The organism is Roseateles rivi (assembly GCF_043555845.1).
Lineage (GTDB): Bacteria > Pseudomonadota > Gammaproteobacteria > Burkholderiales > Burkholderiaceae_C > Roseateles > Roseateles rivi.
Map to the genome: position 1 here is coordinate 697,517 of NZ_JBIGHZ010000002.1, position 25,488 is coordinate 723,004.

A 25,488-nucleotide genomic window follows, 5' to 3' on the forward strand; every position below is an offset into this window, starting at 1 on the left:
ACGTGGCGCTGACCTCAGCCCGCCCAGCGCTTATGCAGCAGCAGGGGGCTGATGCGGTAACGCTCCCCGCGATAGACGCGGTCCAGCCCCTCCAGCACCGACAGCACGGGCGCCAGGCCCAGTTGCTGCAGCCACTCAAAAGGCCCCGCGGGGTAGTTCAGCCCCAGCTTCATGGCCGTGTCGGCCGCCTCTTCGTCACAAACGCCTTGCCACACGGCGTCGGCCGCTTCGTTGATGAGCATGGACAGCGTGCGTGCTACCACCAACCCAGGCGTGTCACGCAGCTGCAGGGCCTGCCAGCCCAAGCTGGCCAGCCACTCTCTCAAGGCGGTGTGGTTCTCTTGGCTGGCGCGCGGACCCATGGCCACGGCCAGCGTGGCACCACCAACAGGTTGGACCGGCCAGTCCAGCACGCCCGTTTGCGCATGTTGACGCTGCTGAGCCAGCTCGGCGGCGCAGCGGCCGTCGGTCCAATGCAGTTGCAAGTCCCCGAGCTGCACACCGGCCCAGTCCGCATCGGGCCTTTGTTCAAAGACCTGACCTTGTGCCTGCAGGGCTGCGGCCAAAACCGCGTGCATGGGGTGCTCACCGCAAAGCACAGGCGTGGGCGCATGGGCGCTGCGCGCCTGGGGCGTCAGCGGCGGAGCTGCTGCGGGCGTGGGGTAGTCGTAAAAGCCTTTGCCGACCTTGCGACCCAGCCGCCCGCCGTCGAACAGCGCTTTTTGCACCAGCGAGGGCTGGTAGCGCTTGTCGCCATTGTTGGCCTCGAACACCGAGAGGGTGACGAGGTAGTTGGTGTCCTGGCCGATCAGATCGGTCAGCTCACAGGGCCCCATGCGAAAGCCTGCGCTGCGCAGGGCCGCATCGAGCCCGCTGGGGGCTGCGGCTTGCTCCAGCAGCAGCTGCAAGGTTTCGGCGTAATAGGGCCGCGCAATGCGGTTGACGATAAAGCCTGGCGTGGAGGCCGCATAGACCGGCGTCTTGCCCCAGCGCTGCGCCAAGGCCGATACCGCCTCTGCTGCACCGGGGTCGCTCTCCGCGCCACGCACCACTTCCACCAATTTCATCAGCGGTACGGGGTTGAAGAAATGCATGCCCACCAGCCGGTCAGGCCGCCGCATGCCGTTGGCCAGCGCGGTGATGCTGATGGAGGAGGTATTGCTCGCCAGCAGGGCGTCGGCGCCCAGCAGGTTCTCCAAGGATTGCAGCAGCGCCCGCTTGGGCTCGAGCTTTTCGACAATCACCTCAATGACCAGGGCGGCATCGCTGAGCTCTTCCAGCGCGGCAGCGGGCTGCAGCCGCGCCAGGGTGCTGTCGCGCTCGTTGGCTGCCAGGCGCCCTTTTTCGACCAACTTATCTAAGGCTGCGCCAATTTGCTGGATGGCCAGCTGTGCCGCCTCGGGGCGGGTGTCATAGAGGCGAACCGGGTGCCCGCTCTGGGCGGCCACCTGTGCAATGCCTGCGCCCATGACACCAGCGCCGATCACGGCCACCGGGGCTTGTGCTGCCGGTGCATGGGCGATGCGCCAGGGGGAAGTCGACGGACTCATGCCTGCCCCTTGGGCACCCAGGGCGCGGGTTGCTTGGCCAGGAAGGCAGCAAAGCCTTCGCGGGCTTCCTCACCCATGCGCACGCGGGCAATGGTTTGCGCCGTGAGTTCGCGCACCTCAGCACTCACGTCACCCACGGGCAGCTGCGCGAACAGTGCCTTGATTTCGGCCTGCGCCCCAGGAGCACCTTCGAGCAATTGGTCAACGATCTGGCTCAAGGCGCTTTCGAGCTCTTCTGTCGCCACCACTTGCTGCACCAAGCCCAGCTCAGCCGCGCGCTGGGCACTGATGCGAGCGCAAGTCAGCGCCAGGTGACGGGCCTGGCGCTGCCCCAGGGCTTGCACCACATAGGGGCCGATGACCGCTGGCAGGATGCCAAAACGGGCTTCGCTGATGGCGAACTGTGCGTTGTCGCTGGCCAGGGCAATGTCACAGGCCGCTGTCAGGCCCACGCCGCCGCCCAAGGCCAAGCCATGAACCAGCGCAATGGTGGGTTTGTGACAGGCGTTGATGCGCCCGAGCATGCTGGCAAAGCGGCGCGCATCGGCCAGGTTTTGTTCCTGCGTGGCCTGGGCCGCCCGCTGCATCCACTGCAAATCGGCCCCCGCACTGAAGGCCTTGCCCGCACCTGCCAGGACGATGATGCGGACGGCGGGGTCCGCTGCGAGCTGCGTGAAGGCTTCATCGAGCTCGCCAATCATGGCTTCGTTGAACGCATTGAACCGCTCCGGGCGATTCATGGTGATGCGTGCTACACCGCGCGCATCTGTGTGCATGATCAGGGTATCCACCTTGCCTCCGTGGTATCGATTGATGGGCGGCAGTATCGCAGCGCCCCTCGGTGGAGACGGGGTCCGGTGCGTCGCCCCCCGCGATGCGCGCCCCAGAGACGGGGGTGTTGCAAATACGCGTCGCCATGCAGGCCGAGGCAGATGCCGTCTCTATACTGAATCGATCCATCAGGCGCACAAATGTGCATTGAACGCGCACGCTTGTATGGGCTGACAACCCTTTTGAAAAGGTTCCAAAAATGAAAAAGCTCGCTATTGCTGCTGCTGTTGCTGCCCTCGCCGCACCTGCATTTGCTCAAAGCTCCGTCACCCTGTGGGGCCGTGTGAATACCTCGGTGGAAAGCCAGAAGGAAGGCACGGGCGACCGCAAGGTTGTGGTGCAAGACAACCGTTCGCGCCTGGGCCTCAAGGGCGTGGAAGACCTCGGTGGCGGCCTGAAGGCTAGCTTCGAGCTGGAGCATGGCTTTGATGCCGATACCGGCAAGCAAACCAACACCGCGTTCTGGAACCGCCAAGCCAGCATCCAGCTGGCCGGCGACTTCGGCGCTGTGCGTCTGGGCCGTTGGACCCCTGGCTCCTACTTCGCCACGGCCGACTACGTGTCCCTGCATAACCACGATACCGGCACGTCGTCCGACGCGCTGTACTCTGGTGCCGGCTTCACCGAGACCAACAAGATCGGTTACTTCCTGCCCACCATCGCTGGTGTGACCGGTGAAGTGGCTATCCATCTGGGCGAAGGCCAAGAGAAGCGTGGTCTGGATGCGGCCCTGAACTACGATCTGGGCGCTCTGCACCTGGGTGCTGGCTACAGCAAGCAAGACAACGCCAACCAGTGGGCCCTGCGTGGTCTGTACGAGTTGGGTGCCTTCACCTTCGGCGGCTACTACCAGCAGGAGTCTGTGGGTGGTTCCAAGCGCAAGGTGGTTCGTCTGTCGGGCATGTACACCCTGGACGCTTCCGAGTTCCACATCAACTACGGCGTGAGCTCCGGTACCAACGACTTTGCCAGCTATGGCTCCAAGCCCACTCAGCTGACCCTGGGCTACAACTACAACCTGAGCAAGCGCACCAAGTTGTACGCCTTCCTGACGGAAATCAACGCCAAGAAGAATGCACACGACTTCAGCTCCCTGGCTGTGGGCGTGCGTCACAACTTCTGATCGACCAAGGGCCTGGTGCCCTTTCGTTCAGCAAAGGCGGCCTTCGGGCCGCTTTTTCTTTGGGTGTATGAATAGCGCGGGCTGCTTGGTGCTGCGCGTGGGCGGTCCTTATTCGTCGAACAAGGTGCCGCTGGTTTTGGCTGGTGGCGTGACGCCGAGGTGGCGGTAAGCGGCCAGCGTGGCGATGCGCCCGCGCGGGGTGCGCTGCAAAAAGCCTTGCTGGATGAGGTAGGGCTCAATCACGTCTTCGATGGTGCCGCTCTCTTCGCCGATGGCTGCGGCCACATTGTCCAAGCCCACCGGCCCGCCATCGAAACGGTGCACCACGGCTTCGAGCAGCTTGCGGTCCATGAGGTCAAAGCCGCGTGGGTCCACGTCCAGCATGGCCAGGGCTTTGTCGGCGATGAGCTTGCTGATGAGCCCATCGCCCTTGACCTCGGCGTAGTCGCGCACGCGGCGTAGCAGCCGGTTGGCAATGCGTGGGGTGCCGCGGGAGCGCCGTGCAATTTCCAGCGCGCCTTCAGGGGCAATAGCCGCATTCAGCAGCTGCGCGGAGCGGGTGACGATGCGCTGCAGCTCTTCGTCGGAGTAGAACTCCAGGCGCGCCACGATGCCGAAGCGGTCGCGCAGCGGGTTGGTGAGCATGCCTGCGCGCGTGGTGGCGCCCACCAGGGTGAAGGGCTGGAGATCGAGCTTGATGGAGCGTGCGGCGGGGCCCTCGCCAATCATGATGTCGATCTGGTAGTCCTCCAGCGCGGGGTAGAGGATTTCCTCGACCACGGGCGAGAGGCGGTGAATCTCGTCGATGAACAGCACATCGTTCTTCTCGAGATTGGTCAGGATGGCGGCCAGGTCTTTGGGCTTTTCAAGTACGGGGCCGCTGGTTTGGCGCAGGTTCACGCCCAGCTCGGCCGCAATGATGTGCGATAGCGTGGTCTTGCCCAGCCCTGGGGGGCCAAACAGCAGCACGTGGTCCAGGGCCTCGTTGCGCTTCTTGGCCGCGCCGATGAAGATTTCCAGCTGTTCACGCGCCTTGGTCTGGCCGACATAGTCGTCCAACTGTTTGGGGCGCAGGGCGCGCTCCAGCGCCTCTTCCTGGGGTGAGCTGGTGGCGGCGGCGACCACCCGGGGGGCGGTTTTGCCGAAGTCATCGGTTTGGATGCTCATGGGGGGCTCAGCGGCTCAGGTTTTTGAGGGCCAGCTTGATGCCATCGCTCACGCTAACCTCGGCAGGCAGGGTTTTGAGGACAGCGGCGGCTTCCTTGTCGCTATAGCCCAGGGCCAGCAGGGCCTGGAGGATGTCGGCGTGGTGGTCGCTGGTGGGGTGTTGGGGCAGGCCCAGGTCGGGGCCCAGCTTGCCTTTGAGTTCCAACAGCAGGCGCTCGGCGGTCTTCTTGCCAATGCCGGGCACTTTGACGAGGCGCCCAGCTTCTTGCTGGGCAACGGCCTGGGCCAGCTCGCTGACTTGCAGGCCCGAGAGAATGGCCAGTGCGGTGCGGGCCCCCACGCCGCTGATTTTGATCAGCAGACGGAAGGTATCGCGCTCGCCGCTGGTCAAAAAGCCGTAGAGCAGCTGCGCGTCCTCGCGCACCACCATATGGGTGAGCAAGGTGGTGCGCTCACCCAGACTGGGCAGATTGCAGAAGGTACTCATCGGGACGTCGACCTCGTAGCCAACGCCCTGCACGTCGATGAGGAGTTGCGGGGGCGATTTCTCCGCGATGACGCCTGTGAGTCTGCCGATCATGGGGCCACATTATCCGTGCGGCGTGGCGGACCCATGGCCGTGTGTGGCGGCTTCAGTTGCGGCTGAAGAGACCCAGTCGCTGAGCCTCCAGTGCGGCTTCTGCGCGCGAACTCACGTTGAGCTTGCGGTAGATCTGCTTCACATAGTCGGCAATGGTGTGGCGCGACAGGCCCAGCTGCACGCCAATCTCTGGCAGCGTGAAGCCCTTGGCCACACGCAGCAGCACTTCGGACTCGCGGTCGGTGAGCGACACCTCGTGCAGTGGCACTGTGGCCTGCGGGCGGCGCTGCGAGGCGAAGTAGGCGATGACTTTGCGCGCGATGGATGGCGACAGTGGCGGCTCACCCTGGCTGATGCGCTGCAAGTGCTCCACCAGCAGCTCGCGAGACTGCTCTTTGAGCAAATAGCCAAAAGCGCCGGCCTGCAGGGCGGGGAAGAGGTGTTCGTCGTCGTCGTGGATGGTGACGATCACGGACTGGACCTCCGGCTGCTTCTCACGCAACGCAGCCACGACGTCAACACCGGAGCCGTCAGGTAGACCCAGATCCAGCAATGCCAGCGTGAAGCGCTGAGAGTTGACCTGCAGCAGGGCGTCCTGCACTCGAGAGCATTCCGTGATGACAGCATTGGCGAAGACCTGCCGAATCAGTGCCTTGAGCCAGGCCCGAATTTCCGGGATGTCTTCCAACAACAAAATATGGTTCATAAGGCGGCGGGCGGTGTGGCGCCCGTTGATGCGTAGAGACACTTGCCGCCGACAGTAGCGTCGAACCGCTCAAAGCACCATCCCCTGAGTACTTGGGTTGCCAACAATTACAGCGGTACCGTGAGGCGGATCACGGTTCCACGGCCGACGGCGGACTCCACCAAGCATTGCCCCAGCAGTTGTTTGGCTCGCGCCTTCATGCTGGCCATGCCGTGGCCACGGTCCAGGCGGCCTTCCACGTCCATGGCAATGCCTTGGCCGTTGTCTTTGATGACCACGCTGAAGTAGCCCGCCTGCACGCCGCAGGTGACCACGCAGTTGGTGGCGGCACTGTGCTTGATGATGTTGCTCACTGCTTCGCGGATGATGCGAGTGGTTTGTACATAGGCCCGTGCCGGGTAGGTGTGCTGAACCTCCTCGGCAGGGGACTTCCACTCCGCATTGATATTGGCTTGCGCCAGGCGCGACACCACTTCGGCGCGCCAATCGCCGATGGCGTCCATGAGCTGCACCGGGCGCCCGGTGAGCCCACGCACGGACAAGCGCATCTCCTCCAGCGCCTCACGCGCCAGTGTGGAGATGCGCTCGGAGTCACTGGTGTGCACGATGGTGAGCAGCTTGGCGCCGAGGTCGTCATGCAAGTCAGCTGCGATGCGCTTGCGCTCGCGCTCCGTCACCTGCTCCAGCCGTGTCTCAGCCTGCTGGCTGTAGTACTGCTCGACCTCAGCAATGCGCTCTTGCAGGCGCAGTTCGGCCTGCACGCGCTGGTACTCCGCGACTTGCAGGCTTTGCCCAATGCGGTAGATCTGCAAACTGCATTGCGTGAGGATGGCCAAGGACGCCAACACCACGGCCAAACTGGGCTGCCAGGGGTGGATGCACAGCCCCAGCAACCCCAGCAACAAGGTCAGGACTTGCAGTGCGGCTTCGATGCGCGGCAAGGGCCAGTCGCGTTCCAGCAGCTGCAAAGCACGCCAGCGCTGTACCACCAGCCAAGTTTGCGCCAGCAACAATTCGATGCCGACGATCCACACCCAGGTGGGCGCCGAGTCGGGCCACACCGTCACCTGCAAGCAGGCAATGAGGACTTGTGCTGTCAGCAGCCACAACGTGGTTGAGGCCTGAATGCGGGCCTCGATCAAGATGTAGCGCAGGCAGGCGTAGCCTACTGCGGTGGTGCCGAAGGTGTTGAGCGCAGGCAAAAACCAGGGCAGGTGGTAGAGGTAGGGCAGCATTACCCAACCGCACAGCGAGATCACCAACCAGGGTGTCTGTCCCGTAGCGTTGCGTCCGCGGTTGAGCACCACCAGCGCAATGCCCAGCCCCAGCAGCAGGGCCTGCGAGAACAGGGTCAACCGGGCGCTGGCAGACCCCGCGCCCGGTGGGGCTTGCAGCCAATTTGCCTCTGCCGTAGCCGCTGCCGCAGCTGAATGCCAAGACAGGTAGGCGGCCAGCAGGAGCAGGACGAACCAAAGCGTCGGGGCACGACGGTCCCAGGGAGTGGTCATGGCCGCAGATTGTGCAGTAGCCCTTTGGTTTCACGGTGTGCGGCAACCCGCGCGAAAATGGGGGGTGACGTGAAAAAGCCCTGGGCACCTACCACTTGATATACAGACACACCTTCGCACCATGCGACAACCAGCGGCTGGCGCATTTGTGCGGCGCCATGGACGCGCATCTCCGCCACATTGAAGCTGCACTGACCGTGCGCATCAGCAGGCGTTCAGAAAACTTCCGAATCGAGGGCGCCAAAGAAGCGGTGCAGCGCGCTGTGGCCTTGTTGGACAAGCTCTACGGCCTGGCTTCACGCCCTGTCACCGCCGAGCAATTGCAGCTGTCCTTGGTGGAAGCCGGGGGCTTGAGCCCAGTGCCTGCCGACGGTGCTGAGACCGCGCCTGCCGTGGCGCTGCACACCCGCCGTGCGGATTTGGCGGGCCGCACGCCCAACCAGCACCAGTACCTGCGCCAGATCCTGAGCCACGACATCAGTTTTGGCATTGGCCCGGCAGGCACGGGCAAAACCTTTTTGGCGGTGGCCTGCGCGGTGGACGCGCTCGAGCGCTCCAGCGTGCAGCGCGTCATCCTCACGCGCCCAGCCGTGGAGGCTGGTGAGCGCCTGGGCTTTTTGCCGGGCGATTTGGCGCAAAAGGTCGACCCCTATCTGCGCCCGCTGTACGACGCGCTGTACGACCTCATGGGTTTTGACCGCGTCACCAAGGCCTTCGAAAAAGGCCTGCTGGAAATTGCCCCGCTGGCTTTCATGCGCGGGCGCACGCTCAACCACGCCTTTGTGATTCTGGACGAAGCCCAAAACACCACGCCCGAGCAGATGAAGATGTTTCTCACGCGCATGGGCTTTGGCAGCAAATGCGTGGTCACGGGCGATGTCAGTCAGGTGGACCTGCCGCGTGGCACCACCAGCGGCTTGGTGGATGCGCAGCGCGTGCTGCAAGGCGTGCCCGGCGTGGCCATGACGCACTTCACGCCGGCAGACGTGGTGCGCCACCCGCTGGTGGCACGCATCGTCGCCGCCTACGAGGCCAGACAGACGGCGCGTGACGCGCAAGAAGGGAGTGCCCCATGAGCCGCCCGGATCTGAGTTTGTCGCTGCAGTTTGCCGACCCTCGGCACAAAGCCCTGCTGCCGCGCCACAAGGTGCTGCGCTGGATGCGTGCGGCGCTGGAGCTGCCGGGCGAGATCACCGTGCGCATTGTTGATGCGCAAGAAGGCCGCGCCCTCAACCACGAGTTCCGCGCCAAAGACTACGCCACCAATGTGCTGACCTTCGACTACAGCCACGAGCCCGTGGTGGTGGCGGACTTGGTGATCTGCGCCGAAGTGGTGGAGCAGGAGGCCCAACAGCAGGGCCTGGACGTGGCCGAGCACTACGCCCACATGCTGGTGCATGGCGTGCTGCACGCCCAGGGCTATGACCATGAAGAGGACGACGAAGCTGAGCTGATGGAATCGCGCGAGAGCGAGATTCTGCTGGCCCTGGGCTTTGCCGACCCCTACGCGGCGCGCTGAAGCTGCCGGCTTGCGCCCTTCAGCGCGGTTGTTGCGTGCCCAGGTAGCGTTTGCGCCAGAAATACCAACCCAGCGTCACGGCCACGCCGCCCATGAGGGCAGCGGCAATCCAAAAGCCCACGGCGCTGTGGATCAGGGGCAGAGCGTCGAAGTTCATGCCAAAAACCCCGGTGATGAGGTTCAGCGGCAGGAAGATGGCTGTCAGCACCGTGAGCGTGCGCATGATGTTGTTGGTGCGCTCGCCCGTGAGTGAGAAGTGCATCTGAATGGCCGACTCCGTGGTGCTCTCCAAGCGCCGCACATGGCTGAGTACGCGCTCGACATGCTCGATCACATCGCGTGAGCGCAGCCGCAGCAGTTCGCGCTCGCGCTCCGAGCCCTCGTCGCCCACGGGCCACTCGCTCATGGCGTCCAGCCACTCTTGCACGGCGCTGCGCTGGTCCTCACACAGTTCTTCCAGCCGGTGTAGCGCATCGCGTGCGGCCAGCAGCAGGTTCCAGTTGCGGAATTGGCCGCGCGGATTGAGCAGCACATGTTGCAGCGCCGTCAGATCCCGCGTGAGCACGCGGCGCAGGTCCAGATAGCTGTCGACCATGTGGTTGACCATGCGCAGCATCAGGTCCGCCGGGCTCGACGGCATGCGGCTCACCCCGCGCACATCGTGCTGGTTTTGCAGCGCCTCGATCTTGGCGGCGAAGTAGTCGCGCACCAGACAGTCCTGCGGGTGGACAGACAGCAGCACCCGATCGAAAGCCACCATGCCCACCGGGCTGGTGTCCATGCGCCGCTCCAGGTGCTCGTGCGTCACAGCGTCGGGCTCGGCACTTGCCTGCGTTTGCGCCGTCGCCAGGCGGCGAAAGACCAGGATGTCGTAGAGGCTGGTGGTGTCGAAATGCGAAGGCAGCTGGGGGTTGAGCAAATCGGAGACGTGCAGCTCCATCACCGCGCCGCAGCCCTGGCGCATGAGCCAGCCCTGCACCGAGGGCAGGCACTCGCTGAGCTCCTGGCGCGTCAGACCCACCCAGACAAAGCCGCCCGCGGGCAGGGCGTCGGGCAGTTCGCTGAGTTCCGCCAGGTGCTGATCGGTGATGTGTAAGACGCGCATCAGCTCTGTTGCTTGAGCAGCCGTGCGGCGTCCAGTGCGAAGTAGCTCAGGATGCCGTCGGCTCCCGCGCGCTTGAAGGCCAGCAGAGACTCCATCATCACCGCATCGCGGTTGAGCCAGCCTTGGGCGGCGGCGGCTTGGATCATGGCGTACTCGCCGCTGACTTGGTAGGCGAAGGTCGGTACGTGAAACTGCGACTTCACGCGCTGCACCACATCCAGGTAAGGCATGCCGGGTTTGACCATGACCATGTCTGCGCCTTCGGCCAAGTCCTGCGCCACTTCGCGCAAGGCTTCGTCGCTATTGCCAGGGTCGACGTAATAGGTGTTTTTGTCAGCCTTGCCCAGCGCGCCCTTGGAGCCCACCGCGTCGCGGAAAGGGCCATAGAAGCTGCTGGCGTACTTGACGCTGTAGGCCATGATGCGCGTGTGGATGTGGCCCGCACTGTCCAGTGCGCGCCGGATGGCGCCAATGCGGCCGTCCATCATGTCGCTGGGGCCCACCATATCGGTGCCCGCTTCTGCTTGTGTGAGGGCTTGGCGCACCAGCAGCTCCACCGTGGCGTCGTTGAGCAGGTAGCCGGTGTCGTCCGGCAAACCGTCCTGACCATGGCTGGTGTAGGGGTCTAGCGCCACATCGGTGAGCACACCCAGCTGCGGAAAACGCGCTTTGAGGGCGCGCACCGCACGGGGGATGAGGCCTTCTGGGTTGAAGGCCTCGGCGCCGTCGACCGTCTTGAGCTTTGGGTCTATCGCTGGGAACAGTGCCAGTACCGGAATTCCCAGCGCCACCGCTTCCTCCGCCGTGCGCAGCAGGTGATCCAGCGGTAGGCGCGACACGCCAGGCATGGAATCAATGGCGTGGGGGGTGCTGTCCTCGTGAATGAATACCGGCAAGATCAAGTCAGATGGGCGCAGATGATGCTCTCTGACTAGATTTCGGGTGAATGCATCGCGGCGCAGGCGGCGTGGGCGACTGGTGGGGAAGGGTGGAATATGGAACATGCTGAAGCGACAGTGGATACCCCGTAAATATGGGGTGGGCTGGGTGCTCAAACTTGCAAAGACGACACTTCTGTTAAACTTGATTCTGAATGATAGCCCGATGGGTGGTCATTCCCTGCTTTTCCTCCCTGAGCAGGAGCCTTAACGTGATGACAGCGGTAAGGCTTTACCACCCCGGCAGTGATTGCCGGGGTTTTTTTTGCCCGGCGCGTGAGCGTATCCTGATTTGACGCAGCAGTGCCCAGCCCTGTCTGGGCGGGATAATGACGCATGCTCTGGATCAAGGCCTTCCACATCGTCTTCGTGGCCGCATGGTTTGCCGGCCTGTTCTATTTGCCGCGCATCTTGGTCAATTTGGCCCAGGTGCCGGCCGACAGCGTGGCCGAGCGCGAGCGCCTGCTGCTGATGGGGCGCAAGCTCTACAAATTCAGCACCGGCCTCATGCTGCTGGCCCTGGGGTTGGGGCTGTATCTGTGGCTGGGCTATGGCATTGGCCGGGGTCCTGGCAACGGCTGGATGCACGCCAAATTGACGCTGGTGCTGGCCGCCGTGGGCTATCACCACGTGTGCCGCCGCTTCCTGCGCGGCTTTGAGCGCCAAGTGCCGCAGCGCTCGCACCGCTGGTTCCGCGTCTTCAACGAGGTTTCCGTGTTCATCTTTGCGGGCATCGTGGTGTTGGTCGTGGTCAAGCCCTTCTGATCATGACGAGGCGGCGCAGCTCTGCAACCTGGCTGGCTGCTGCCTATGCCGCGCTGGTGGTCTACGCCAGCCTCTACCCCTTTGTGCCCTGGAATTGGCCGCCCGGCTTGGGTTGGCCGAATCTGATTTATTTGCCCTGGCCGCGTTATTGGGGGCGTTTTGACGTCTGGGCCAATGCCGTGGGCTATTTCCCGCTGGGATTGCTGCTGGCTGTGGCGCTGGCGCGCAGTGCCGTGCGGCACTGGGCGGCCTATGTTCTGGCAGCGCTGGGGCTGTGCCTGCTGTCCTTGAGCATGGAGGTGCTGCAGCACGCCTTGCCGCGGCGCGTGCCTTCAAGTGCCGACTGGGTGCTCAATTGCACCGGTGCTGCGTTGGGCATGGTGGTGGGTTGCTCGGTGGCAAGGTTGGGCTGGTTGGCACCCTGGGAAGGCTGGCGCGAGCGCTGGTTTGTGCCCGACAGCGCTGGCGCGCTGGCCCTGGTGGCGCTGTGGCCGCTGGCCTTGCTCTTTCCCACAGCGGTGCCGCTGGGTGTGGGCTATTTGTTGCCGCGTCTGCAGCCGCTGGTGGTGCTGGCTTTGCAGGACACGCCCTGGGCCTTGGCGAGTGCTGGCGAAGCGGCGCTGGAGGCCGTGCCCCTGGCTTGGCCGCCGGAGCTGGAGTTGCTCACCACCGCGCTGGGGCTGCTCTCGCCTTGTTTGCTGGTGCTGTCGGTGGCGCGGCGCGGCTGGCGGCGCGGCTTGCTGGTGGCGGTCTTGATGGGCTTGGGGCTGGGCGGGCTGTTGGCTGCGGCGCTCTTCAACTTTGGTCCGGAGCACGCCTGGGCCTGGGTGACGCCCACGGTCTGGCCGGGCTTTGCGCTGGGTGGGGCCTTGGCCCTGGTGGCAGCCTGTCTGTCGCGCCGTGCTTGTGCGGCCTGGGGGCTGGTGAGCTTGTCGGCGCTGATTGCCTTGGTCAGCCAGGCGCCGGCCGACCCGTTTTTGCGCCAGACCATGCAGGCCTGGGAGCAGGGGCGCTTTGTCAATATGTATGGGCTGGCGCAGTGGCTGGGTTTGTGCTGGCCGTTTGCGGCGCTGACGTGGTTGATGTGGGGCGTGACGCAGGCTGAGTCCCGTGCCCAGACCGCTTCGCGCCCCTGAAGCGCGACGCCTACAATCTGGCGCATGAGCTATTACCAGCGCCACATCTTTTTCTGCCTCAATCAACGCGACAACGGCGAGGCTTGCTGTGCGCAGCTGGCGGCTCAGAGCGCTTTTGACCATTGCAAGGCGCGCGTGAAAGCGCTGGCGCTGGCAGGCAAAGGCGGTGTGCGCGTGAACAAGGCCGGTTGCCTGGACCGCTGCGCTGGCGGGCCGGTGGCGGTGGTCTACCCCGAGGCCGTGTGGTACACCTTTGTGGACCAGGCCGACATCGACGAGATCGTCGATCAGCACCTGCAACAAGGCCGCGTGGTCGAGCGTCTGGTGCTGCCCGACAGCGTCGGGCGCTGAGCGCCGTTCGCCCCTCCCATCTCCAAACAACACTGCGATGAATGCCCAGACCTTGAGGCAGATGCTGCCTGGGCCAGCCGGAGCGCTGGCTTGTGCTGTTGATGAACCCACCGGCATGCCCCTGCGCGGCGTGGCCGTGATTTGCCACCCCAACCCTACTCAGGGCGGCACGCTGGACAACAAAGTGGCGCAGACGCTGGCGCGGGCCTTTGTGCAGCTGGGCTACCGGGCGGTGCGCTTTAACTTCCGTGGCGTGGGGGGCTCTGAGGGCAGTTGGGACGAAGGCCGGGGTGAGGTGGACGACGCTGTGGCCGTGGCTCAGGCCTTTCGCCAAGAGGGGCTGCCGCTGGCGCTGGCGGGGTTTTCCTTCGGCGGCTATGTGTGCAGCCATGCTGCGCAACGCCTGGCGGCCGAGGGTGTTGCGGTGGAACGCCTGTGCCTGGTGGGCCCGGCGGCCAGCCGCTTTGGCATGACCACCGTGGCCGCAGACAGCGTGGTCATTCACGGCGAAGTCGACGATGTGGTGCCGCTCTCTGCGGTGCTGGACTGGGCCCGCCCACAGGCCCTGCCTGTGACGGTGGTGCCGGGGGTCGGACATTTTTTCCACGGGCAGCTGCCGCTGCTCAAAACGCTGGTCGTGCGCAGTTGGCACACGGCAGCGTCAATCTCTTGAGACTGCTTCACAGACGTATGAAACGAGTACTTGTCTCCGTGGTCAGCCTGGCGCTGGCTTCCAGCCTTTGGGCCCAGGCGCCGCTGCCACCGGAAGTGGCGGCGCGCAGCTATGTGCTGGTGGACCTCAGCTCCAACCAGCTGCTGGCGCAGCGTGACGCCGATGTGCCCAACGACCCCGCTTCGCTGACCAAGCTCATGACGGCCTACCTGGTCTTCAACGCGCTCAAAGAAAAGCGCTTGACGCTGGAGCAGCCCGTGGCGGTGTCGCAGCGCGCGTGGGATGAGCGCAAGGGCGACCCCTCGCTGATGTTCATCGACACCACCATGCGCCCCAAGGTGGACGAGCTGCTCAAGGGCATGATCGTGCAGTCGGGCAACGACGCCACCGTGGCGCTGGCCGAGGCCGTGGGCGGCACGGTGGAGCAGTTTGTCAGCATGATGAACCGCCAAGCCCAGGCCTGGGGCCTGAAGAACACGCGCTTTAGCAACGTCACCGGCCTGACTGAGCCCGGGCACAAGAGCAGCGCGCGCGATCTGTCCGTCATTGCCACGCGCATCATTCTTGATTTCCCCGAGTACTACCGCTACTACTCGCAGCGCGAATACACCTTCAACAAAATCCGCCAGCACAACCGCAACCTGCTGCTGGGGCGCGATGCCAGCGTGGACGGCATGAAGACGGGCTACACCGATGCCGCGGGCTATTGCCTCGTGGCCAGCGCCCAGCGTGACTTCCCCAACGGCAAGCGCCGCTTGCTCAGCGTCGTCATGGGCACGGCCTCCAAAGAAGCCCGCGCCAACGAAAGCCAGAAGCTGCTGAACTGGGGCTACGCCGCCTTTGATTCCGTGCGCCTCTTCGACAAGGGCCAAGCCGTCACCCAGGTCAAGGTCTGGAAGGGCTCCGCAGACCAGGCCAAGCTCGGCGCGCTGGGTGCCATCTACGTGACCGTGCCGCGCGGCGAGGGCAGCAAGCTGCAAACCGAGGTGCAGCGCACCGACCCGCTGGTCGCGCCGCTGGCGCAAGGCCAGCGCGTGGGCACGCTCAAGGTGCGCAACGCCGCGGGCGCTCCTGTGGCCGAAGTGCCGCTGGTGGTGCAAGAGGCTGTGCCGCTGGCAGGCATCGTCGGCCGCGCCTGGGACGCCATGCGGCTGTGGATTCAGTAAGCCCATAGCGCGTGCGCTCTGGCATGGTCAGCCGCGCTTGAGGGGCGTACAGTGCAGCATGCGGATGTAGTTGAGGAGCGTCTGATGACGACCTGGACCGACCTGCCTTGCGTGCTCAACGGCCAAGAAACCACCCTGGGGTGCGCCCAGGTCTCGGTCATGGACCGGGGCTTTCTTTTTGGCGATGGCGTCTATGACGTCGTCCCGGTCTATGCCCGGCGGCCCTTTCGCCTGGAGGCGCACCTGGCCCGTTTGGCGCGCAGCCTGGCGGCGGCGCGTCTCAACGATCCCTTGGGCCGCGCGGGCTGGGCGGCCTTGCTGCACGGCTTGGTGGCACGGCTGCCAGACCATGCCGATCAATGCCTCTATGTGCAGGTCACGCGCGGCGTGGCGATGCGCCAGCACGCCATGCCCATCGACGTGCCGCCCACGGTGTTCGCCTACGCCATGCCCTTTCCGACCGTGCCCAGCGAAGTGCGCCATCGCGGCGTGAGCTGCGTGACCGCGCGCGATTTCCGCTGGGAGCGCGGCGACATCAAAAGCATCTCCATGCTGGGCAATGTGCTGGCGCGGCAGATGTCGGTGGACCAGGGCGCTTACGAAACCATCATGGTGCGCGAGGGCTACCTCACCGAGGCCTCGTCCAGCAATGTCTGGATTGTTCAAGACGGCGCCCTGATCGGCCCGCCCGCCAGCCACCACTTGCTCGAAGGCGTGCGCGTCGAGCTGCTGGCTGAGTTGTGCGAGGAACTGCACCTGGGCTTCAACCGCCGCCCCATTCCCGAGCGCGAACTCGCCACCGCCGACGAGGTGCTGTTGAGCTCCGCCACCAAAGAAGTTTTGGCGGTCACCACCCTGGACGGCGAGCCGGTGGGCCACGGCGCTTTGCGCGGCAAGCCCGGCCCCGTTTACGCCCGTTTGTACGAGGCCTACCAACAGCACAAACGCCAGCCGCTGTTGTGAGCGCCTGTTTGAATTCACACCTTCATGAACCCACACATCCCCCCCGAAGCCTCGCTGATTGAATACCCCTCGCGCTTTCCCATCAAAGTCATGGGCGCGCGCGTGGAGGGCTTTGTCGAAGCCATGGCCGCCGTGGCGCGCAACTTCGACCCCGAATTCGACGCCGCCACCATCGAGCAGCGCCCCAGCAAAGCGGGCAACTACCTCGGTCTGACGCTGACCATCACCGCCACCAGCCGCGAGCAACTCGACGAGCTCTACCGCACCCTGACCACGCACCCCATGGTCAAAGTGGTGCTCTGAGCGGCTGCCGCCATGCTGATACGCACCCTGGGGCGTGTGGACTACGCGCCGACTGAAGCGGCCATGCGCGCCTTCACCGAAGCACGCGCTGCGGACACGCCCGATGAACTCTGGCTGTGCGAGCACCCGCCCACCTACACGCAAGGTCTAGCCGGCCAAGCCCAGCATGTGCTGCAGCCCGGCAGCATTCCGGTGGTGCAGACCAACCGTGGCGGGCAGGTGACCTATCACGGGCCTGGACAGGTGGTGGCTTACCCGCTGCTGGACCTCAAGCGCCAGGGTATTTTTGTCAAAGAGTATGTGTTCCGGCTGGAGACGGCCGTGATCCAAACCCTGGCGGGCTATGGCGTCACCGGCCTGCGTGTGGCGGGTGCGCCGGGCATTTATGTGCGCTTGCAAGACCCCAGCGCCCATGCGCGTCTCAGCGGCCCGGCGCGCCCGGACGACCCCTTTGCGGGCTTGGGCAAGATTGCGGCGCTGGGCATCAAGGTCTCGCGCCACTGCACTTACCACGGGCTGGCATTGAATGTGGCCATGGATTTAGCACCCTACAGAGGTATCCATCCATGCGGTTATGCCGGGCTGGAGACGGTGGACCTCGCTACACTTGGGGTTTTGACCGATTGGCCGGAAGTGGCGCAGCGGCTGGGTGAGCGCCTGCAGGCCTTGCTGACGCCCTGAGTGCCTTCCTGGCAGCATGCGCGCCATGTCCACCCAGAACACCACCCACGAAGCCAAGAGCGGCGCCGACTACGACGCCACTGCTAAGCAAAAGTCGCAAGCCAAAACGGCGCGCATCCCCATCAAGATCGTTCCGGCGGAAACGCTCAAAAAGCCGGAGTGGATTCGCGTCAAGGCCGGCTCACCAAGCACGCGCTTTTACGAGATCAAGGAAATCCTGCGCGAGCACAAGCTGCACACGGTCTGCGAGGAAGCGTCCTGCCCCAATATCGGCGAGTGCTTCGGCAAGGGCACGGCCACCTTCATGATCATGGGCGACAAGTGCACGCGCCGCTGCCCGTTTTGCGATGTGGGCCACGGCCGCCCCGATCCGCTGGATGTGAACGAACCCGAGAATCTGGCCAAGACCATTGCGGCGCTCAAGCTCAAGTACGTGGTCATCACCAGCGTGGACCGTGACGATTTGCGTGACGGTGGCGCGGGCCACTTTGCGGCCTGCATCACCAAGGTGCGCGAGCTCAGCCCCCAGACCCAGATCGAGGTGCTGGTGCCTGATTTCCGCGGCCGCATGGACCGCGCGCTGGACATCCTCAAGGCCGCACCGCCCGATGTGATGAACCACAACCTCGAAACCGCACCGCGTCTGTACAAAGAGGCGCGTCCGGGTTCGGACTACCAGTTCAGCCTGAACCTGCTCAAGCGCTTCAAGGAAGAAGTGCCCGGCGTGCCCACCAAGAGCGGCATCATGGTGGGCTTGGGTGAGACTGACGAGGAAATCCTCCAGGTCATGCGCGACATGCGCGAGCACAACATCGACATGCTGACCATCGGCCAATACCTCGCGCCCAGCGGCCACCACCTGCCGGTGCGCCGCTATGTGCACCCCGACACCTTCAAGATGTTCGAGGCCGAGGCCTACAAGATGGGCTTCAGCCATGCCGCCGTGGGTGCCATGGTGCGCAGCAGCTACCACGCGGACAAGCAGGCCGAGCACGCGGGCGTGGTGGGGGCCTGAGGCCCCGGAGCATCAGCCCTCGCTGAGCAGACGTTCGATCTGCTGGTGCAGGGCCGCAAAGTCCGGCGGCCCCACATAGCGGCTCACGATGCGGCCTTTTTTGTCGATGACAAAGGTGGTGGGTGTGAGCTGCACCTTGCCAAAGCTCTTGGCCACCTCGCCGGTGTTGTCGATGGCCACGCCAAAAGGCAGTTGGCGGCTTTGCGCAAACTGCGACACATAGGCCGGCGGGTCGTAACTCATGGCCACGGCCACGGTGTCAAAGCCGCGTGTTTTGAAGCGCTGGTAGGTGGCTTTGAGCTCGGGCATTTCGGCCACGCAGGAGCTGCAGGAGGTGGCCCAGAAGTTCACCAGCACCACCTTGCCGGCCCAGTCTGCCGAGCTGTGGCGGCTGCCGTCGAGCAGGGTGTAGGTGACTGCGGGGGCTTGTGGGCGCTCGTTGAGCGACCAGTAAAGCCCTCCAGCGGCCAAGAGCAGGGCCGCCACCGCAGCGGCGCGCATCATCCAAGGTGACAGCTTCATGCCGCTAGTGTAGGTGTGGGGCTTGGGCTTAGAGGGCGCGTGAGAGCTCGAACAGCAGCATGGCCGGCAGTGCGTCGGCCAGGCGCAGACTGCTCAGCCGCGCAATCCTGTCGGTTGCTGCCGTGGAGAGTTGCGAAGGCCGATCTTGGTCTGAAATTTCAATGAAACACAGGCCGGAGGCCTCGCTCAGCAAGCGATGGCGCAGAACGTCAAAGGGGGGCTGTCGCTGCGCTGCGTCGTAGACGATGGCGTGAGGCAGACCATCAGCGCAGAAGCTCTGCGCTTCGTTCATGTCTGCCACGCAATCAATGATCAAGCCCATCGCGGTGCCCACGGCGGCGATGTTGGCACGCACGCTGTCGTTGGCACTGACCACCAGCACCTGGCATCCCGCCAGTGGCTTGGCGTGGGCCGAACTGGGGGCGTCCCAGGGCGCCAGTCCGCTGTCGGGCTCCAACAGCGGGGCTGCGACCAGGTGTTCAAAACTCAGCGTCAAGCGCAGCCGCATGCCTTCGCGTTGGTGCTGTAGTGGGATGCCCAGGGCGCGCGTCGTGTAGTCGAGCAAATGCCAAACGATGGGCGCGCCAGGGCCGCCTTGGCTGGCGTCAGCCTCGGCGCCAACTTGTGGGGCGTAAGTCCAGTGCAGTCGCGCGCACCCAGCCATCGGGTCCTGCTCCAGCCTCACCTCAAGGTGCGAGCGGCAACGTGGCAGCAGCCAATCCATGGCGGTGTGCAGCAGGTCGTAGAGCCGTGCTCCATCGCTATCCACACTGAGCGGTTGCAAATGCTCGGTCACCACAATGCCTGCTGCGCGGTACTCGGCGTCGCGCTGATCAAGCACGGACTTCACCAGGGGTTGCAGGTTGACCGTGTCATGGCTCACGGGCAGCCGTCCACAGGCCAAGCGCCCCAGTTGTTGACCTACGCGCCCAGCTTCGCGAGCCCGGCGTACATCGGCTTTGAGGGCCTGCAGGCCGCGCCGGTCGATCTTGCCGGTCTGCACCATGTGCTGGATGCGTTCAAGTGCGTCACCCAACGGGGAGGCAACCTCTTGCCCGAGTTGCTGGATCAAGCCGCCCCAACGGGTTTCGGCCCAACGGCTCTGGGCGTCAGGGACGGCCTTGGTTTGGGTGGGGTCAAGAAAACTCATGGGCGGGGTAGGTGCAAGGCGTTGGCACATCAATTCCCTCATCCTTGAGGGTCAGGCGCTTGGAGTCCATCCCTAGCAAAGGGGGCTGAGCGCTGTTCGTGGCGGGGCGCGTGAACTTTTCACAGCGTCGACCGTTGCGGCTCGCTCTACCCCACCACGCCGTCGCGGCGCCAGCGCTCGATTTGCTCAGGCGCGTGACCCAGCGCGTGCAGCACCTCATCGGTGTGTTGGCCCAGCAGGGGTGGTGCGCGGTGCGTGCGGGTTGGTGTTTGCGAAAGCTTGATCGGGCTGCCCACCAGTTTGAGCTGATCGCTCAAGGGGTGGGGGATGTGCTCGACCAGGCCGCGCGCCTGCACGTGGGGGTCTTCAAACAGCTCTTGCAAATCCTGGATGGGGTTGCCCGGCACTTGCGCCGCGTGCATGGCCTCGAGCCAGTGCTGGCGCGGGTGGGCGGGAAACACGGCCGCGAGCATGGGGGTCAGCTCATCGCGGTGCTTCACGCGCGCGCTGTTGGTGGCAAAACGCGGGTCGATGGCCCATTCCGGGTGGCCCACCAGTTCACAGAGCTTGGCGAACTGCCCATCGTTGCCCACCGCGACGATGAAGAACCCGTCTGAGGCCTGGAACACCTGGTAGGGCACGATGTTGGGGTGGGCGTTGCCCATGCGCTTGGGCGCTTGGCCCGAGCACAGGTAGTTGGCGCTCAAATTGGCCAGCATGGCCACTTGAGCATCCAGCAGCGCCATGTCGATGGCCTGCCCTTGCCCGGTGAGGTCGCGGTGGCGCAGTGCGGCCAAGATGGCCACCGTGGCGTACATGCCCGTGAACAGATCGGCCACGGCCACGCCCACTTTTTGCGGGCCACCGCCGGGCAGGTCGTCACGCTCCCCCGTCACGCTCATCAGTCCACCCAGACCCTGGATGGCGTAGTCGTAGCCAGCCCGTTCGCGGTAGGGGCCGTCTTGCCCATAGCCGGTGATGGAGCAGTACACCAATCGCGGGTGAATCTGTGCCATGTCTTCGGGCCCCAGGCCATAGCGCGCCAAATCGCCCACTTTGAAGTTTTCTACCAGCACATCGGCCTGCAGCGCCAGTTGTTTGATCAGGGCCTGACCCTCGGGGTGGGCGAGGTCAATGGCCACCGAGCGCTTGTTGCGATTGGTGCCCAGAAAGTAGGCGGCTTCGGTGGTGTCAGTGCCCGCGTCGTCCTTTAGGTAGGGCGGGCCCCAGCGCCGGGTGTCATCCCCGCCTGGGTGGCGTGCGGTGGGAGGGCGCTCGATCTTGATCACATCTGCACCCAGATCTGCCAGCGTTTGGGTGCACCAAGGGCCGGCCAGCACACGGGAGAGGTCAAGCACGCGCACGCCCGCGAGGGCGCCAGGGGGAAGTGAGGAGGCAGCGGCAGTCGTGTTCATGCCAACATTGTGGGCGGCAGGCCCGTGTCGGGACAATTCCTGCAAAACCGGCTTGTGCAAACCATGCAATCTCTGAGGAAATTTACCGAACTGGTCTACCCGCTGCGCCGGTTTGGTGCACTTGCAACAGCTTGCGTGCTGCTTGCTTGTAGTGCGCCGCTGGATTGGCGGGAGATGGATTCCTCGGCGGCAGGCCTGCATCTGGCCTTTCCCTGTCGACCGGATTTGGCCACACAAACCCTGCCCGCGCCGGGTGGTCGGTCGGTCGCGATGGGCTTGCTCAGCTGCGAGCAGCAAGGACAACGTTTCAGCGTGTCGTGGGTGGATTTGGACGACCCTCGGCGGGTTCCAGAAGCGCTGGCAGCCGTGCGCCAGGCCTTCAGCGACAAGCTGCACCGCGCGCCCGAGCGTCGTCGTCCATTTGAGGTGGCTGGCGCGACACCTCATGAGCAAGCCCTGCAATGGGAATTGAGAGCACAGCCAGGTCCAGCCCAGGGCGAGGCGTTTGCCGCCGTGGCCAGCTTTGCCTATGGCCTGCGTGTCTACCAAGTGACCCTGCTGGGCGGGAGCGACTGGGAGCAGGCTCGTGAGCACTGGTTGCATTTCGGCGGCGCACTGCGCGTGCTGCCCCGCAGCTGAGGGTCGCTGGCGCGCAGATAATGAGTGCCATGTCCGGATTGCTTCTCCTCTGCCACGCCCCCATGGCGACGGCGCTCAAGTCAGTGGCCCAGCACACCTATCCGGAGTGCACACTGGACCTGATGGCCCTGGATGTCTTGCCTCAGCAGGATGTTCACGAGGTGGCTGCTGCCGCTGCCGCACTGATGGCCTCGGTGCCTCAGGACGAATGGCTGGTGTTGTGCGATGTGTTCGGCGCCACGCCCTGCAATGCCGCACTGCAGCTGGCCACCCAGACCCACCCGCGCGTGAGGGTGCTTTCCGGCGTCAACGTGCCGATGTTGTGGCGCACGCTTTGCTATCGAGGTCTCTCGCTGGATGAGTTGTGGACGCGCGCGTCCGAAGGCGGACATCGGGGCATCGATGCGGCACAGGCGGCCTCACCCTCTTTGCCATGATCAAGACCACACTACTCATCAGCAACAAACTGGGCCTGCATGCGCGCGCCTCGGCCAAGCTCACCAAACTTGCGGGCAGCTTCAAGTCCGAGGTGTTTTTGACCCGTGCCGGTCGGCGCGTCAATGCCAAAAGCATCATGGGGGTGATGATGCTGGCTGCGGGCATGGGCACGCAGATTGAGCTGGAAGTCGAGGGCGAGGACGAAGCGCTGGCCACTCAGGCGCTCACCGACTTGGTGAACGACAAGTTTGGCGAAGGCCAGTAGCCCTCGCCATCTAAGTTCGATCAGGGCGCCAGCAGGTGGCGCCGGTAAGACGCTGGCAGGTCTTTGAGCCGCAGCATCATGGGCAGATCGGCGGTGTTGAAGTCGGGGTCCCAGGCCGGAGCGCCCAAAATCTTGGCGCCGCAGCGCAAATAGCCTTTGATCAAGGCTGGCGGGTCGACCTGCAGGTTTTGCTGCAGGGCTTCGACTGGCAGCGGCAGGCGCGGTCGCACCTGGCTTTCAATTGGCGCCAGATGGCTGTCTTTGAGTCGGGTCCACACGCTGGCTGCCATGTGGCCGCCATCGCGCATGCTCATGCTCGCGCAGCCCAACATGGCCTCGAGCTGGTTGCGTTGCATGAAGGAAGCCAAGGCACTCCACAGCGCCAGGATCACACCGCCGTGGCGGTAGTCCGGGTGCACACAAGAGCGCCCCAGCTCCGCCAAGCTGCCACGCATGGCGCGCAGGCGCGTCAGGTCGAACTCTGTTTCGCTGTACATGCCGCCAGCGCGTTTGGCTGCTGCCGGGGTCAGCACGCGGTAGGTGCCAATCACTTCTCCGGGCTTGCCGTCTTCGTCTTCCAAGCGCACCAGCAGGTGCTCGCAAAAGGGGTCGAAGGTGTCAACATCCAAGCCCGCAGGCGTGTTGGGTGGGGGGCTCAGTCGGGCTCCCAGTTCTTCGGCAAAGACGCGGTAGCGCAGCCGCTGCGCGAGCCGGACGTCAGCCTCGCTTTGTGCCCAGTCCACGCGCCATCCGCTCGTGCCCTTTTGGGGGCGGCTGAGACGCCCAAATGCGCCCAAGGCTCGAGGGGTGGAGGGCAAGTCGTGCAGTGCGAAGGTCGGAGTCGGAACATCCCGCATGGAGGCCTCACTGGTCATAGTGCTGGGCATGTTCGGCTCACTGCGTGACTTCCCCATGTCTGAGTCATGACCGCTTGATGACATCCCCTCGCTTGACAGCGAGGCGGGGCGGAAGTGGGTGCAGCGCGCTGCTACATTTGCTTCGCATGAGCTTCCAAGTCTTTGGCATTGCCGTATCCAAGGGTGTCGCGATCGGGCGCGCCGTGTTGGTGGCGTCCAGCCGCGTGGACGTCGCCCACTATTTCATTGCCGCCAACGATGTCGATCCTGAGCGTCGCCGCCTCGAGGCCGGACGCGATGCGGTGGTCCATGAGCTCGAGACGCTCAAGAACGAACTCCCCGACGATGCGCCGCATGAGCTCGCAGCCTTGCTGGATGTTCACCTCATGCTGCTGCAAGACGATGCACTCATCGGCGCTGCCCAGCAGTGGATTTCCGAGCGGCACTACAACGCCGAATGGGCCCTGTCTGCGCAGCTGGAGGTGTTGGCGCGCCAGTTTGACGAGATGGAGGACGACTACCTCCGCGAGCGCAAGGCCGACTTGGAACAAGTCGTGGAGCGCATCCTCTCGGCCTTGACGGACGAGAACAACGCCGGTGCATTGGGTGTGGCCGAGCGCGACTTTGCGGGCGAAGACCCGCTGCTGCTGGTCTCTGCGGACATCTCTCCGGCAGACATGATCCAGTTCAAACGCAGCGTCTTCCAAGGCTTTATCACCGACATCGGCGGCAAGACCTCGCACACTGCCATCGTGGCGCGCAGCATGGACATCCCTGCCGTGGTCGGCACGCGCGAGGCCTCGCGCCTGATCCAGCAAGACGATTGGGTCGTCATCGACGGTGATGCGGGCGTGGTCATCGTCAACCCGTCCCCCATCATCCTGGAGGAATATCGGTTCCGGCAGCGCCAAGCCGAGCTTGAGCGCGCACGTTTGGCGCGCCTGCGGCACACACCGGCCATCACCCTCGATAGCGTGCGCATTGACTTGCACGCCAATATCGAACTGCCCGACGACGCCTCGACAGCCTTGGCCGCAGGCGCCACCGGTGTAGGGCTATTTCGTACTGAGTTCCTTTTCATGAACCGCGGCGGCCGCTTGCCTGACGAGGAAGAACAGTTCCGCGCCTACAAGACAGCCGTGGAGGGCATGCAAGGCCTTCCCGTCACCATTCGCACCGTGGATGTTGGCGCCGACAAGCCACTCGAACGTCTGACGCTGGCTGAGCTGCGCCACGAGCACACCCTCAATCCCGCCATGGGATTGCGCGCCATTCGCTGGAGCCTGGCCGAGCCCCATATGTTTCGCCAACAGCTGCGAGCCATCTTCAGGGCCAGCGCCTTTGGCAAAGTGCGCGTGCTTATCCCCATGGTGGCGCACTTGTCTGAAGTGCGTCAGATACAAGAAGCCATTCGCAGCGTGCGCCAGCAGCTCGCCGACGAAGGCATTCTGGCCACCAATATCGAACTCGGCGTCATGATTGAAGTGCCAGCCGCCGCCCTGATGCTGCCGCTGCTGCTGCGCCAAGTCGACTTTGTGTCCATCGGCACCAATGACCTGATTCAATACACCTTGGCCATTGATCGCGCCGACGAGGCTGTGGCGCACCTCTACGACCCTTGGCACCCAGCCGTGCTGCAACTCATCGCGCAGGTCATCTCTCAAGCGCGTGCAGCAGGCAAGTCGGTGAGCGTCTGCGGCGAGATGGCCGGTGACACCGCATTCACTGAGCTGCTGCTGGCCATGGGTCTGACCCAGTTCTCCATGCACCCGTCGCAAATCCCATCCGTCAAGCAGCGCATCCTGCGCGCTGACACTGCGCGTCTGGCGGAAGTTTTGCCCCAGGTGCTGCAAAGCGACTCCCCGCAGGAGGCTGCCGGCTGCCTCGCTCATGCCAGCGCATTCGGTGCGATTGGCGAACGCGCGTAGGTATATGCCCTCAAAGCCTCCTCAGCCTGTGCTACAGTCTAAGTCTTCGCTGATCACTGATGTGTTTGGCGGCTGACGGAAGGTCAGGCGAGAGGTGGTTTGCAAGAGCTGCCGAGTTTTGAAAAAGAATTTTCAAAAAGTGCTTGACAAGAAGTTGATGGTGAGACAAAATCTCGCCTCTTCGCTGATCACTG

General features: G+C 64.3%; 28 protein-coding genes. 16 read left to right on the forward strand and 12 right to left on the reverse strand.

Annotated features, from left to right (window positions below):
* Window positions 1-14 precede the first annotated feature (14 nt).
* Window positions 15-1,550 carry a 3-hydroxyacyl-CoA dehydrogenase gene (locus ACG0Z6_RS07170; RefSeq protein ID WP_394459920.1) on the reverse strand — a complete coding sequence of 512 codons (1,536 nt, stop codon included), beginning with the start codon at window positions 1,548-1,550 and terminating at the stop codon, window positions 15-17.
* Window positions 1,547-2,326, reverse strand: a complete 780-nt coding sequence (locus tag ACG0Z6_RS07175) for an enoyl-CoA hydratase-related protein (protein WP_394459996.1) — start codon at window positions 2,324-2,326, stop codon at window positions 1,547-1,549. Before ACG0Z6_RS07175 ends, ACG0Z6_RS07170 begins: the two co-directional genes overlap by 4 nt.
* Before the next feature lie 254 nt (window positions 2,327-2,580).
* Here ACG0Z6_RS07175 and ACG0Z6_RS07180 point away from each other — a divergent pair, with 254 nt between their 5' ends.
* Window positions 2,581-3,504, forward strand: a complete 924-nt coding sequence (locus ACG0Z6_RS07180) for a porin (RefSeq protein ID WP_394459922.1) — start codon at window positions 2,581-2,583, stop codon at window positions 3,502-3,504.
* Between the two features lie 108 nt (window positions 3,505-3,612).
* Here the strand turns inward: ACG0Z6_RS07180 and ruvB are convergent, their stop codons facing one another.
* The 4 genes from ruvB to ACG0Z6_RS07200 form a co-directional block, all read right to left on the reverse strand.
* Window positions 3,613-4,671: a Holliday junction branch migration DNA helicase RuvB gene (gene ruvB, locus ACG0Z6_RS07185; protein WP_394459924.1), complete on the reverse strand. Its 1,059-nt coding sequence runs from the start codon at window positions 4,669-4,671 to the stop codon at window positions 3,613-3,615.
* A gap of 7 nt (window positions 4,672-4,678) precedes the next feature.
* A complete protein-coding gene (gene ruvA / locus ACG0Z6_RS07190; protein WP_394459927.1) occupies window positions 4,679-5,251 on the reverse strand; it encodes a Holliday junction branch migration protein RuvA in 573 nt (190 codons plus the stop codon).
* A 52-nt stretch (window positions 5,252-5,303) separates the two neighbouring features.
* Entirely contained in the window at window positions 5,304-5,957 is a 654-nt protein-coding gene (locus tag ACG0Z6_RS07195; protein WP_394459929.1) for a response regulator, read from the reverse strand.
* Window positions 5,958-6,064: 107 nt separating this feature from the next.
* A complete protein-coding gene (locus ACG0Z6_RS07200; protein WP_394459930.1) occupies window positions 6,065-7,465 on the reverse strand; it encodes a sensor histidine kinase in 1,401 nt (466 codons plus the stop codon).
* 95 nt (window positions 7,466-7,560) lie between these two features.
* On the opposite strand from ACG0Z6_RS07200, the gene ACG0Z6_RS07205 reads away from it, so the two are divergent.
* Together ACG0Z6_RS07205 and ybeY are read left to right on the forward strand one after the other, a co-directional pair.
* A complete protein-coding gene (locus ACG0Z6_RS07205) occupies window positions 7,561-8,541 on the forward strand; it encodes a PhoH family protein (protein WP_394459932.1) in 981 nt (326 codons plus the stop codon).
* Entirely contained in the window at window positions 8,538-8,984 is a 447-nt protein-coding gene (ybeY, locus tag ACG0Z6_RS07210; RefSeq protein ID WP_394459934.1) for an rRNA maturation RNase YbeY, read from the forward strand. Before ACG0Z6_RS07205 ends, ybeY begins: the two co-directional genes overlap by 4 nt.
* A 19-nt stretch (window positions 8,985-9,003) precedes the next feature.
* Here the strand turns inward: ybeY and ACG0Z6_RS07215 are convergent, their stop codons facing one another.
* Window positions 9,004-10,089, reverse strand: coding sequence for a magnesium transporter CorA family protein (locus ACG0Z6_RS07215; protein ID WP_394459936.1), 1,086 nt, complete (start codon window positions 10,087-10,089; stop codon window positions 9,004-9,006).
* Complete coding sequence (gene hemB / locus ACG0Z6_RS07220) at window positions 10,089-11,093, reverse strand: porphobilinogen synthase (RefSeq protein ID WP_394459938.1); 1,005 nt, start codon at window positions 11,091-11,093, stop codon at window positions 10,089-10,091. Before hemB ends, ACG0Z6_RS07215 begins: the two co-directional genes overlap by 1 nt.
* Window positions 11,094-11,363: 270 nt before the next feature.
* On the opposite strand from hemB, the gene ACG0Z6_RS07225 reads away from it, so the two are divergent.
* The 9 genes from ACG0Z6_RS07225 to lipA all read left to right on the forward strand — a co-directional run bounded on the left by ACG0Z6_RS07225 (window position 11,364) and on the right by lipA (window position 18,080).
* Window positions 11,364-11,792: a CopD family protein gene (locus tag ACG0Z6_RS07225; RefSeq protein WP_394459940.1), complete on the forward strand. Its 429-nt coding sequence runs from the start codon at window positions 11,364-11,366 to the stop codon at window positions 11,790-11,792.
* 2 nt (window positions 11,793-11,794) lie between these two features.
* On the forward strand, window positions 11,795-12,928 hold the full coding sequence (locus ACG0Z6_RS07230; RefSeq protein WP_394459942.1) for a VanZ family protein: 1,134 nt from the start codon (window positions 11,795-11,797) through the stop codon (window positions 12,926-12,928).
* A gap of 24 nt (window positions 12,929-12,952) precedes the next feature.
* Window positions 12,953-13,279 carry a (2Fe-2S) ferredoxin domain-containing protein gene (locus tag ACG0Z6_RS07235; RefSeq protein ID WP_394459944.1) on the forward strand — a complete coding sequence of 109 codons (327 nt, stop codon included), beginning with the start codon at window positions 12,953-12,955 and terminating at the stop codon, window positions 13,277-13,279.
* Between the two features lie 37 nt (window positions 13,280-13,316).
* Entirely contained in the window at window positions 13,317-13,952 is a 636-nt protein-coding gene (locus ACG0Z6_RS07240; RefSeq protein ID WP_394459946.1) for an alpha/beta hydrolase, read from the forward strand.
* A 17-nt stretch (window positions 13,953-13,969) separates the two neighbouring features.
* Window positions 13,970-15,118, forward strand: coding sequence for a D-alanyl-D-alanine carboxypeptidase family protein (locus ACG0Z6_RS07245; protein WP_394459948.1), 1,149 nt, complete (start codon window positions 13,970-13,972; stop codon window positions 15,116-15,118).
* Window positions 15,119-15,202: 84 nt separating this feature from the next.
* A complete protein-coding gene (locus ACG0Z6_RS07250; RefSeq protein WP_394459950.1) occupies window positions 15,203-16,081 on the forward strand; it encodes an aminotransferase class IV in 879 nt (292 codons plus the stop codon).
* A gap of 24 nt (window positions 16,082-16,105) precedes the next feature.
* The gene (locus ACG0Z6_RS07255) at window positions 16,106-16,384 is read left to right on the forward strand and encodes a DUF493 family protein (protein ID WP_394459951.1); all 279 of its coding nucleotides are present in this window, start codon (window positions 16,106-16,108) and stop codon (window positions 16,382-16,384) included.
* A gap of 12 nt (window positions 16,385-16,396) precedes the next feature.
* Entirely contained in the window at window positions 16,397-17,065 is a 669-nt protein-coding gene (gene lipB, locus ACG0Z6_RS07260) for a lipoyl(octanoyl) transferase LipB (protein WP_394459953.1), read from the forward strand.
* Between the two features lie 25 nt (window positions 17,066-17,090).
* Complete coding sequence (gene lipA / locus ACG0Z6_RS07265) at window positions 17,091-18,080, forward strand: lipoyl synthase (protein ID WP_394459955.1); 990 nt, start codon at window positions 17,091-17,093, stop codon at window positions 18,078-18,080.
* Between the two features lie 12 nt (window positions 18,081-18,092).
* Here lipA and ACG0Z6_RS07270 read toward each other — a convergent pair whose 3' ends face one another.
* The 3 genes from ACG0Z6_RS07270 to ACG0Z6_RS07280 all read right to left on the reverse strand — a co-directional run bounded on the left by ACG0Z6_RS07270 (window position 18,093) and on the right by ACG0Z6_RS07280 (window position 21,167).
* The gene (locus ACG0Z6_RS07270; RefSeq protein WP_394459957.1) at window positions 18,093-18,602 is read right to left on the reverse strand and encodes a TlpA family protein disulfide reductase; all 510 of its coding nucleotides are present in this window, start codon (window positions 18,600-18,602) and stop codon (window positions 18,093-18,095) included.
* Window positions 18,603-18,630: 28 nt separating this feature from the next.
* A complete protein-coding gene (locus tag ACG0Z6_RS07275) occupies window positions 18,631-19,752 on the reverse strand; it encodes a hypothetical protein (protein ID WP_394459959.1) in 1,122 nt (373 codons plus the stop codon).
* 146 nt (window positions 19,753-19,898) lie between these two features.
* The gene (locus ACG0Z6_RS07280) at window positions 19,899-21,167 is read right to left on the reverse strand and encodes a CaiB/BaiF CoA transferase family protein (protein WP_394459961.1); all 1,269 of its coding nucleotides are present in this window, start codon (window positions 21,165-21,167) and stop codon (window positions 19,899-19,901) included.
* 174 nt (window positions 21,168-21,341) lie between these two features.
* On the opposite strand from ACG0Z6_RS07280, the gene ACG0Z6_RS07285 reads away from it, so the two are divergent.
* Genes ACG0Z6_RS07285 through ACG0Z6_RS07295 form a run of 3 tightly spaced genes read left to right on the forward strand, consistent with a single transcriptional unit; the run spans window position 21,342 to window position 22,509 of the window.
* Window positions 21,342-21,806, forward strand: a complete 465-nt coding sequence (locus ACG0Z6_RS07285; RefSeq protein ID WP_394459963.1) for a hypothetical protein — start codon at window positions 21,342-21,344, stop codon at window positions 21,804-21,806.
* Between the two features lie 29 nt (window positions 21,807-21,835).
* Window positions 21,836-22,243 carry a PTS sugar transporter subunit IIA gene (locus ACG0Z6_RS07290; RefSeq protein WP_394459965.1) on the forward strand — a complete coding sequence of 136 codons (408 nt, stop codon included), beginning with the start codon at window positions 21,836-21,838 and terminating at the stop codon, window positions 22,241-22,243.
* On the forward strand, window positions 22,240-22,509 hold the full coding sequence (locus tag ACG0Z6_RS07295) for an HPr family phosphocarrier protein (protein ID WP_394459967.1): 270 nt from the start codon (window positions 22,240-22,242) through the stop codon (window positions 22,507-22,509). The genes ACG0Z6_RS07290 and ACG0Z6_RS07295 overlap by 4 nt, the downstream gene beginning before the upstream one ends.
* A 20-nt stretch (window positions 22,510-22,529) precedes the next feature.
* Here ACG0Z6_RS07295 and ACG0Z6_RS07300 read toward each other — a convergent pair whose 3' ends face one another.
* Window positions 22,530-23,366 (reverse strand): GNAT family N-acetyltransferase, encoded by an 837-nt coding sequence (locus tag ACG0Z6_RS07300; protein ID WP_394459998.1) that lies wholly within the window; start codon window positions 23,364-23,366, stop codon window positions 22,530-22,532.
* Between the two features lie 146 nt (window positions 23,367-23,512).
* Between ACG0Z6_RS07300 and ptsP the strand changes: the two genes are divergently transcribed.
* Window positions 23,513-25,294 carry a phosphoenolpyruvate--protein phosphotransferase gene (gene ptsP / locus ACG0Z6_RS07305; RefSeq protein WP_394459968.1) on the forward strand — a complete coding sequence of 594 codons (1,782 nt, stop codon included), beginning with the start codon at window positions 23,513-23,515 and terminating at the stop codon, window positions 25,292-25,294.
* The last annotated feature ends 194 nt before the right edge of the window (window positions 25,295-25,488 follow it).

Coding starts and splice junctions, on each gene's coding strand:
- ACG0Z6_RS07170 (WP_394459920.1), bottom strand. CDS start 1,550: ATGAGTCCGTCGACTTCCCCCTGGCGCATCGCCCATGCACCGGCAGCA.
- ACG0Z6_RS07175 (WP_394459996.1), bottom strand. CDS start 2,326: ATGCACACAGATGCGCGCGGTGTAGCACGCATCACCATGAATCGCCCG.
- ACG0Z6_RS07180 (WP_394459922.1), top strand. CDS start 2,581: ATGAAAAAGCTCGCTATTGCTGCTGCTGTTGCTGCCCTCGCCGCACCT.
- ruvB (WP_394459924.1), bottom strand. CDS start 4,671: ATGAGCATCCAAACCGATGACTTCGGCAAAACCGCCCCCCGGGTGGTC.
- ruvA (WP_394459927.1), bottom strand. CDS start 5,251: ATGATCGGCAGACTCACAGGCGTCATCGCGGAGAAATCGCCCCCGCAA.
- ACG0Z6_RS07195 (WP_394459929.1), bottom strand. CDS start 5,957: ATGAACCATATTTTGTTGTTGGAAGACATCCCGGAAATTCGGGCCTGG.
- ACG0Z6_RS07200 (WP_394459930.1), bottom strand. CDS start 7,465: ATGACCACTCCCTGGGACCGTCGTGCCCCGACGCTTTGGTTCGTCCTG.
- ybeY (WP_394459934.1), top strand. CDS start 8,538: ATGAGCCGCCCGGATCTGAGTTTGTCGCTGCAGTTTGCCGACCCTCGG.
- ACG0Z6_RS07215 (WP_394459936.1), bottom strand. CDS start 10,089: ATGCGCGTCTTACACATCACCGATCAGCACCTGGCGGAACTCAGCGAA.
- hemB (WP_394459938.1), bottom strand. CDS start 11,093: ATGTTCCATATTCCACCCTTCCCCACCAGTCGCCCACGCCGCCTGCGC.
- ACG0Z6_RS07225 (WP_394459940.1), top strand. CDS start 11,364: ATGCTCTGGATCAAGGCCTTCCACATCGTCTTCGTGGCCGCATGGTTT.
- ACG0Z6_RS07230 (WP_394459942.1), top strand. CDS start 11,795: ATGACGAGGCGGCGCAGCTCTGCAACCTGGCTGGCTGCTGCCTATGCC.
- ACG0Z6_RS07235 (WP_394459944.1), top strand. CDS start 12,953: ATGAGCTATTACCAGCGCCACATCTTTTTCTGCCTCAATCAACGCGAC.
- ACG0Z6_RS07240 (WP_394459946.1), top strand. CDS start 13,317: ATGAATGCCCAGACCTTGAGGCAGATGCTGCCTGGGCCAGCCGGAGCG.
- ACG0Z6_RS07245 (WP_394459948.1), top strand. CDS start 13,970: ATGAAACGAGTACTTGTCTCCGTGGTCAGCCTGGCGCTGGCTTCCAGC.
- ACG0Z6_RS07250 (WP_394459950.1), top strand. CDS start 15,203: ATGACGACCTGGACCGACCTGCCTTGCGTGCTCAACGGCCAAGAAACC.
- ACG0Z6_RS07255 (WP_394459951.1), top strand. CDS start 16,106: ATGAACCCACACATCCCCCCCGAAGCCTCGCTGATTGAATACCCCTCG.
- lipB (WP_394459953.1), top strand. CDS start 16,397: ATGCTGATACGCACCCTGGGGCGTGTGGACTACGCGCCGACTGAAGCG.
- lipA (WP_394459955.1), top strand. CDS start 17,091: ATGTCCACCCAGAACACCACCCACGAAGCCAAGAGCGGCGCCGACTAC.
- ACG0Z6_RS07270 (WP_394459957.1), bottom strand. CDS start 18,602: ATGAAGCTGTCACCTTGGATGATGCGCGCCGCTGCGGTGGCGGCCCTG.
- ACG0Z6_RS07275 (WP_394459959.1), bottom strand. CDS start 19,752: ATGAGTTTTCTTGACCCCACCCAAACCAAGGCCGTCCCTGACGCCCAG.
- ACG0Z6_RS07280 (WP_394459961.1), bottom strand. CDS start 21,167: ATGAACACGACTGCCGCTGCCTCCTCACTTCCCCCTGGCGCCCTCGCG.
- ACG0Z6_RS07285 (WP_394459963.1), top strand. CDS start 21,342: ATGGATTCCTCGGCGGCAGGCCTGCATCTGGCCTTTCCCTGTCGACCG.
- ACG0Z6_RS07290 (WP_394459965.1), top strand. CDS start 21,836: ATGTCCGGATTGCTTCTCCTCTGCCACGCCCCCATGGCGACGGCGCTC.
- ACG0Z6_RS07295 (WP_394459967.1), top strand. CDS start 22,240: ATGATCAAGACCACACTACTCATCAGCAACAAACTGGGCCTGCATGCG.
- ACG0Z6_RS07300 (WP_394459998.1), bottom strand. CDS start 23,366: ATGCGGGATGTTCCGACTCCGACCTTCGCACTGCACGACTTGCCCTCC.
- ptsP (WP_394459968.1), top strand. CDS start 23,513: ATGAGCTTCCAAGTCTTTGGCATTGCCGTATCCAAGGGTGTCGCGATC.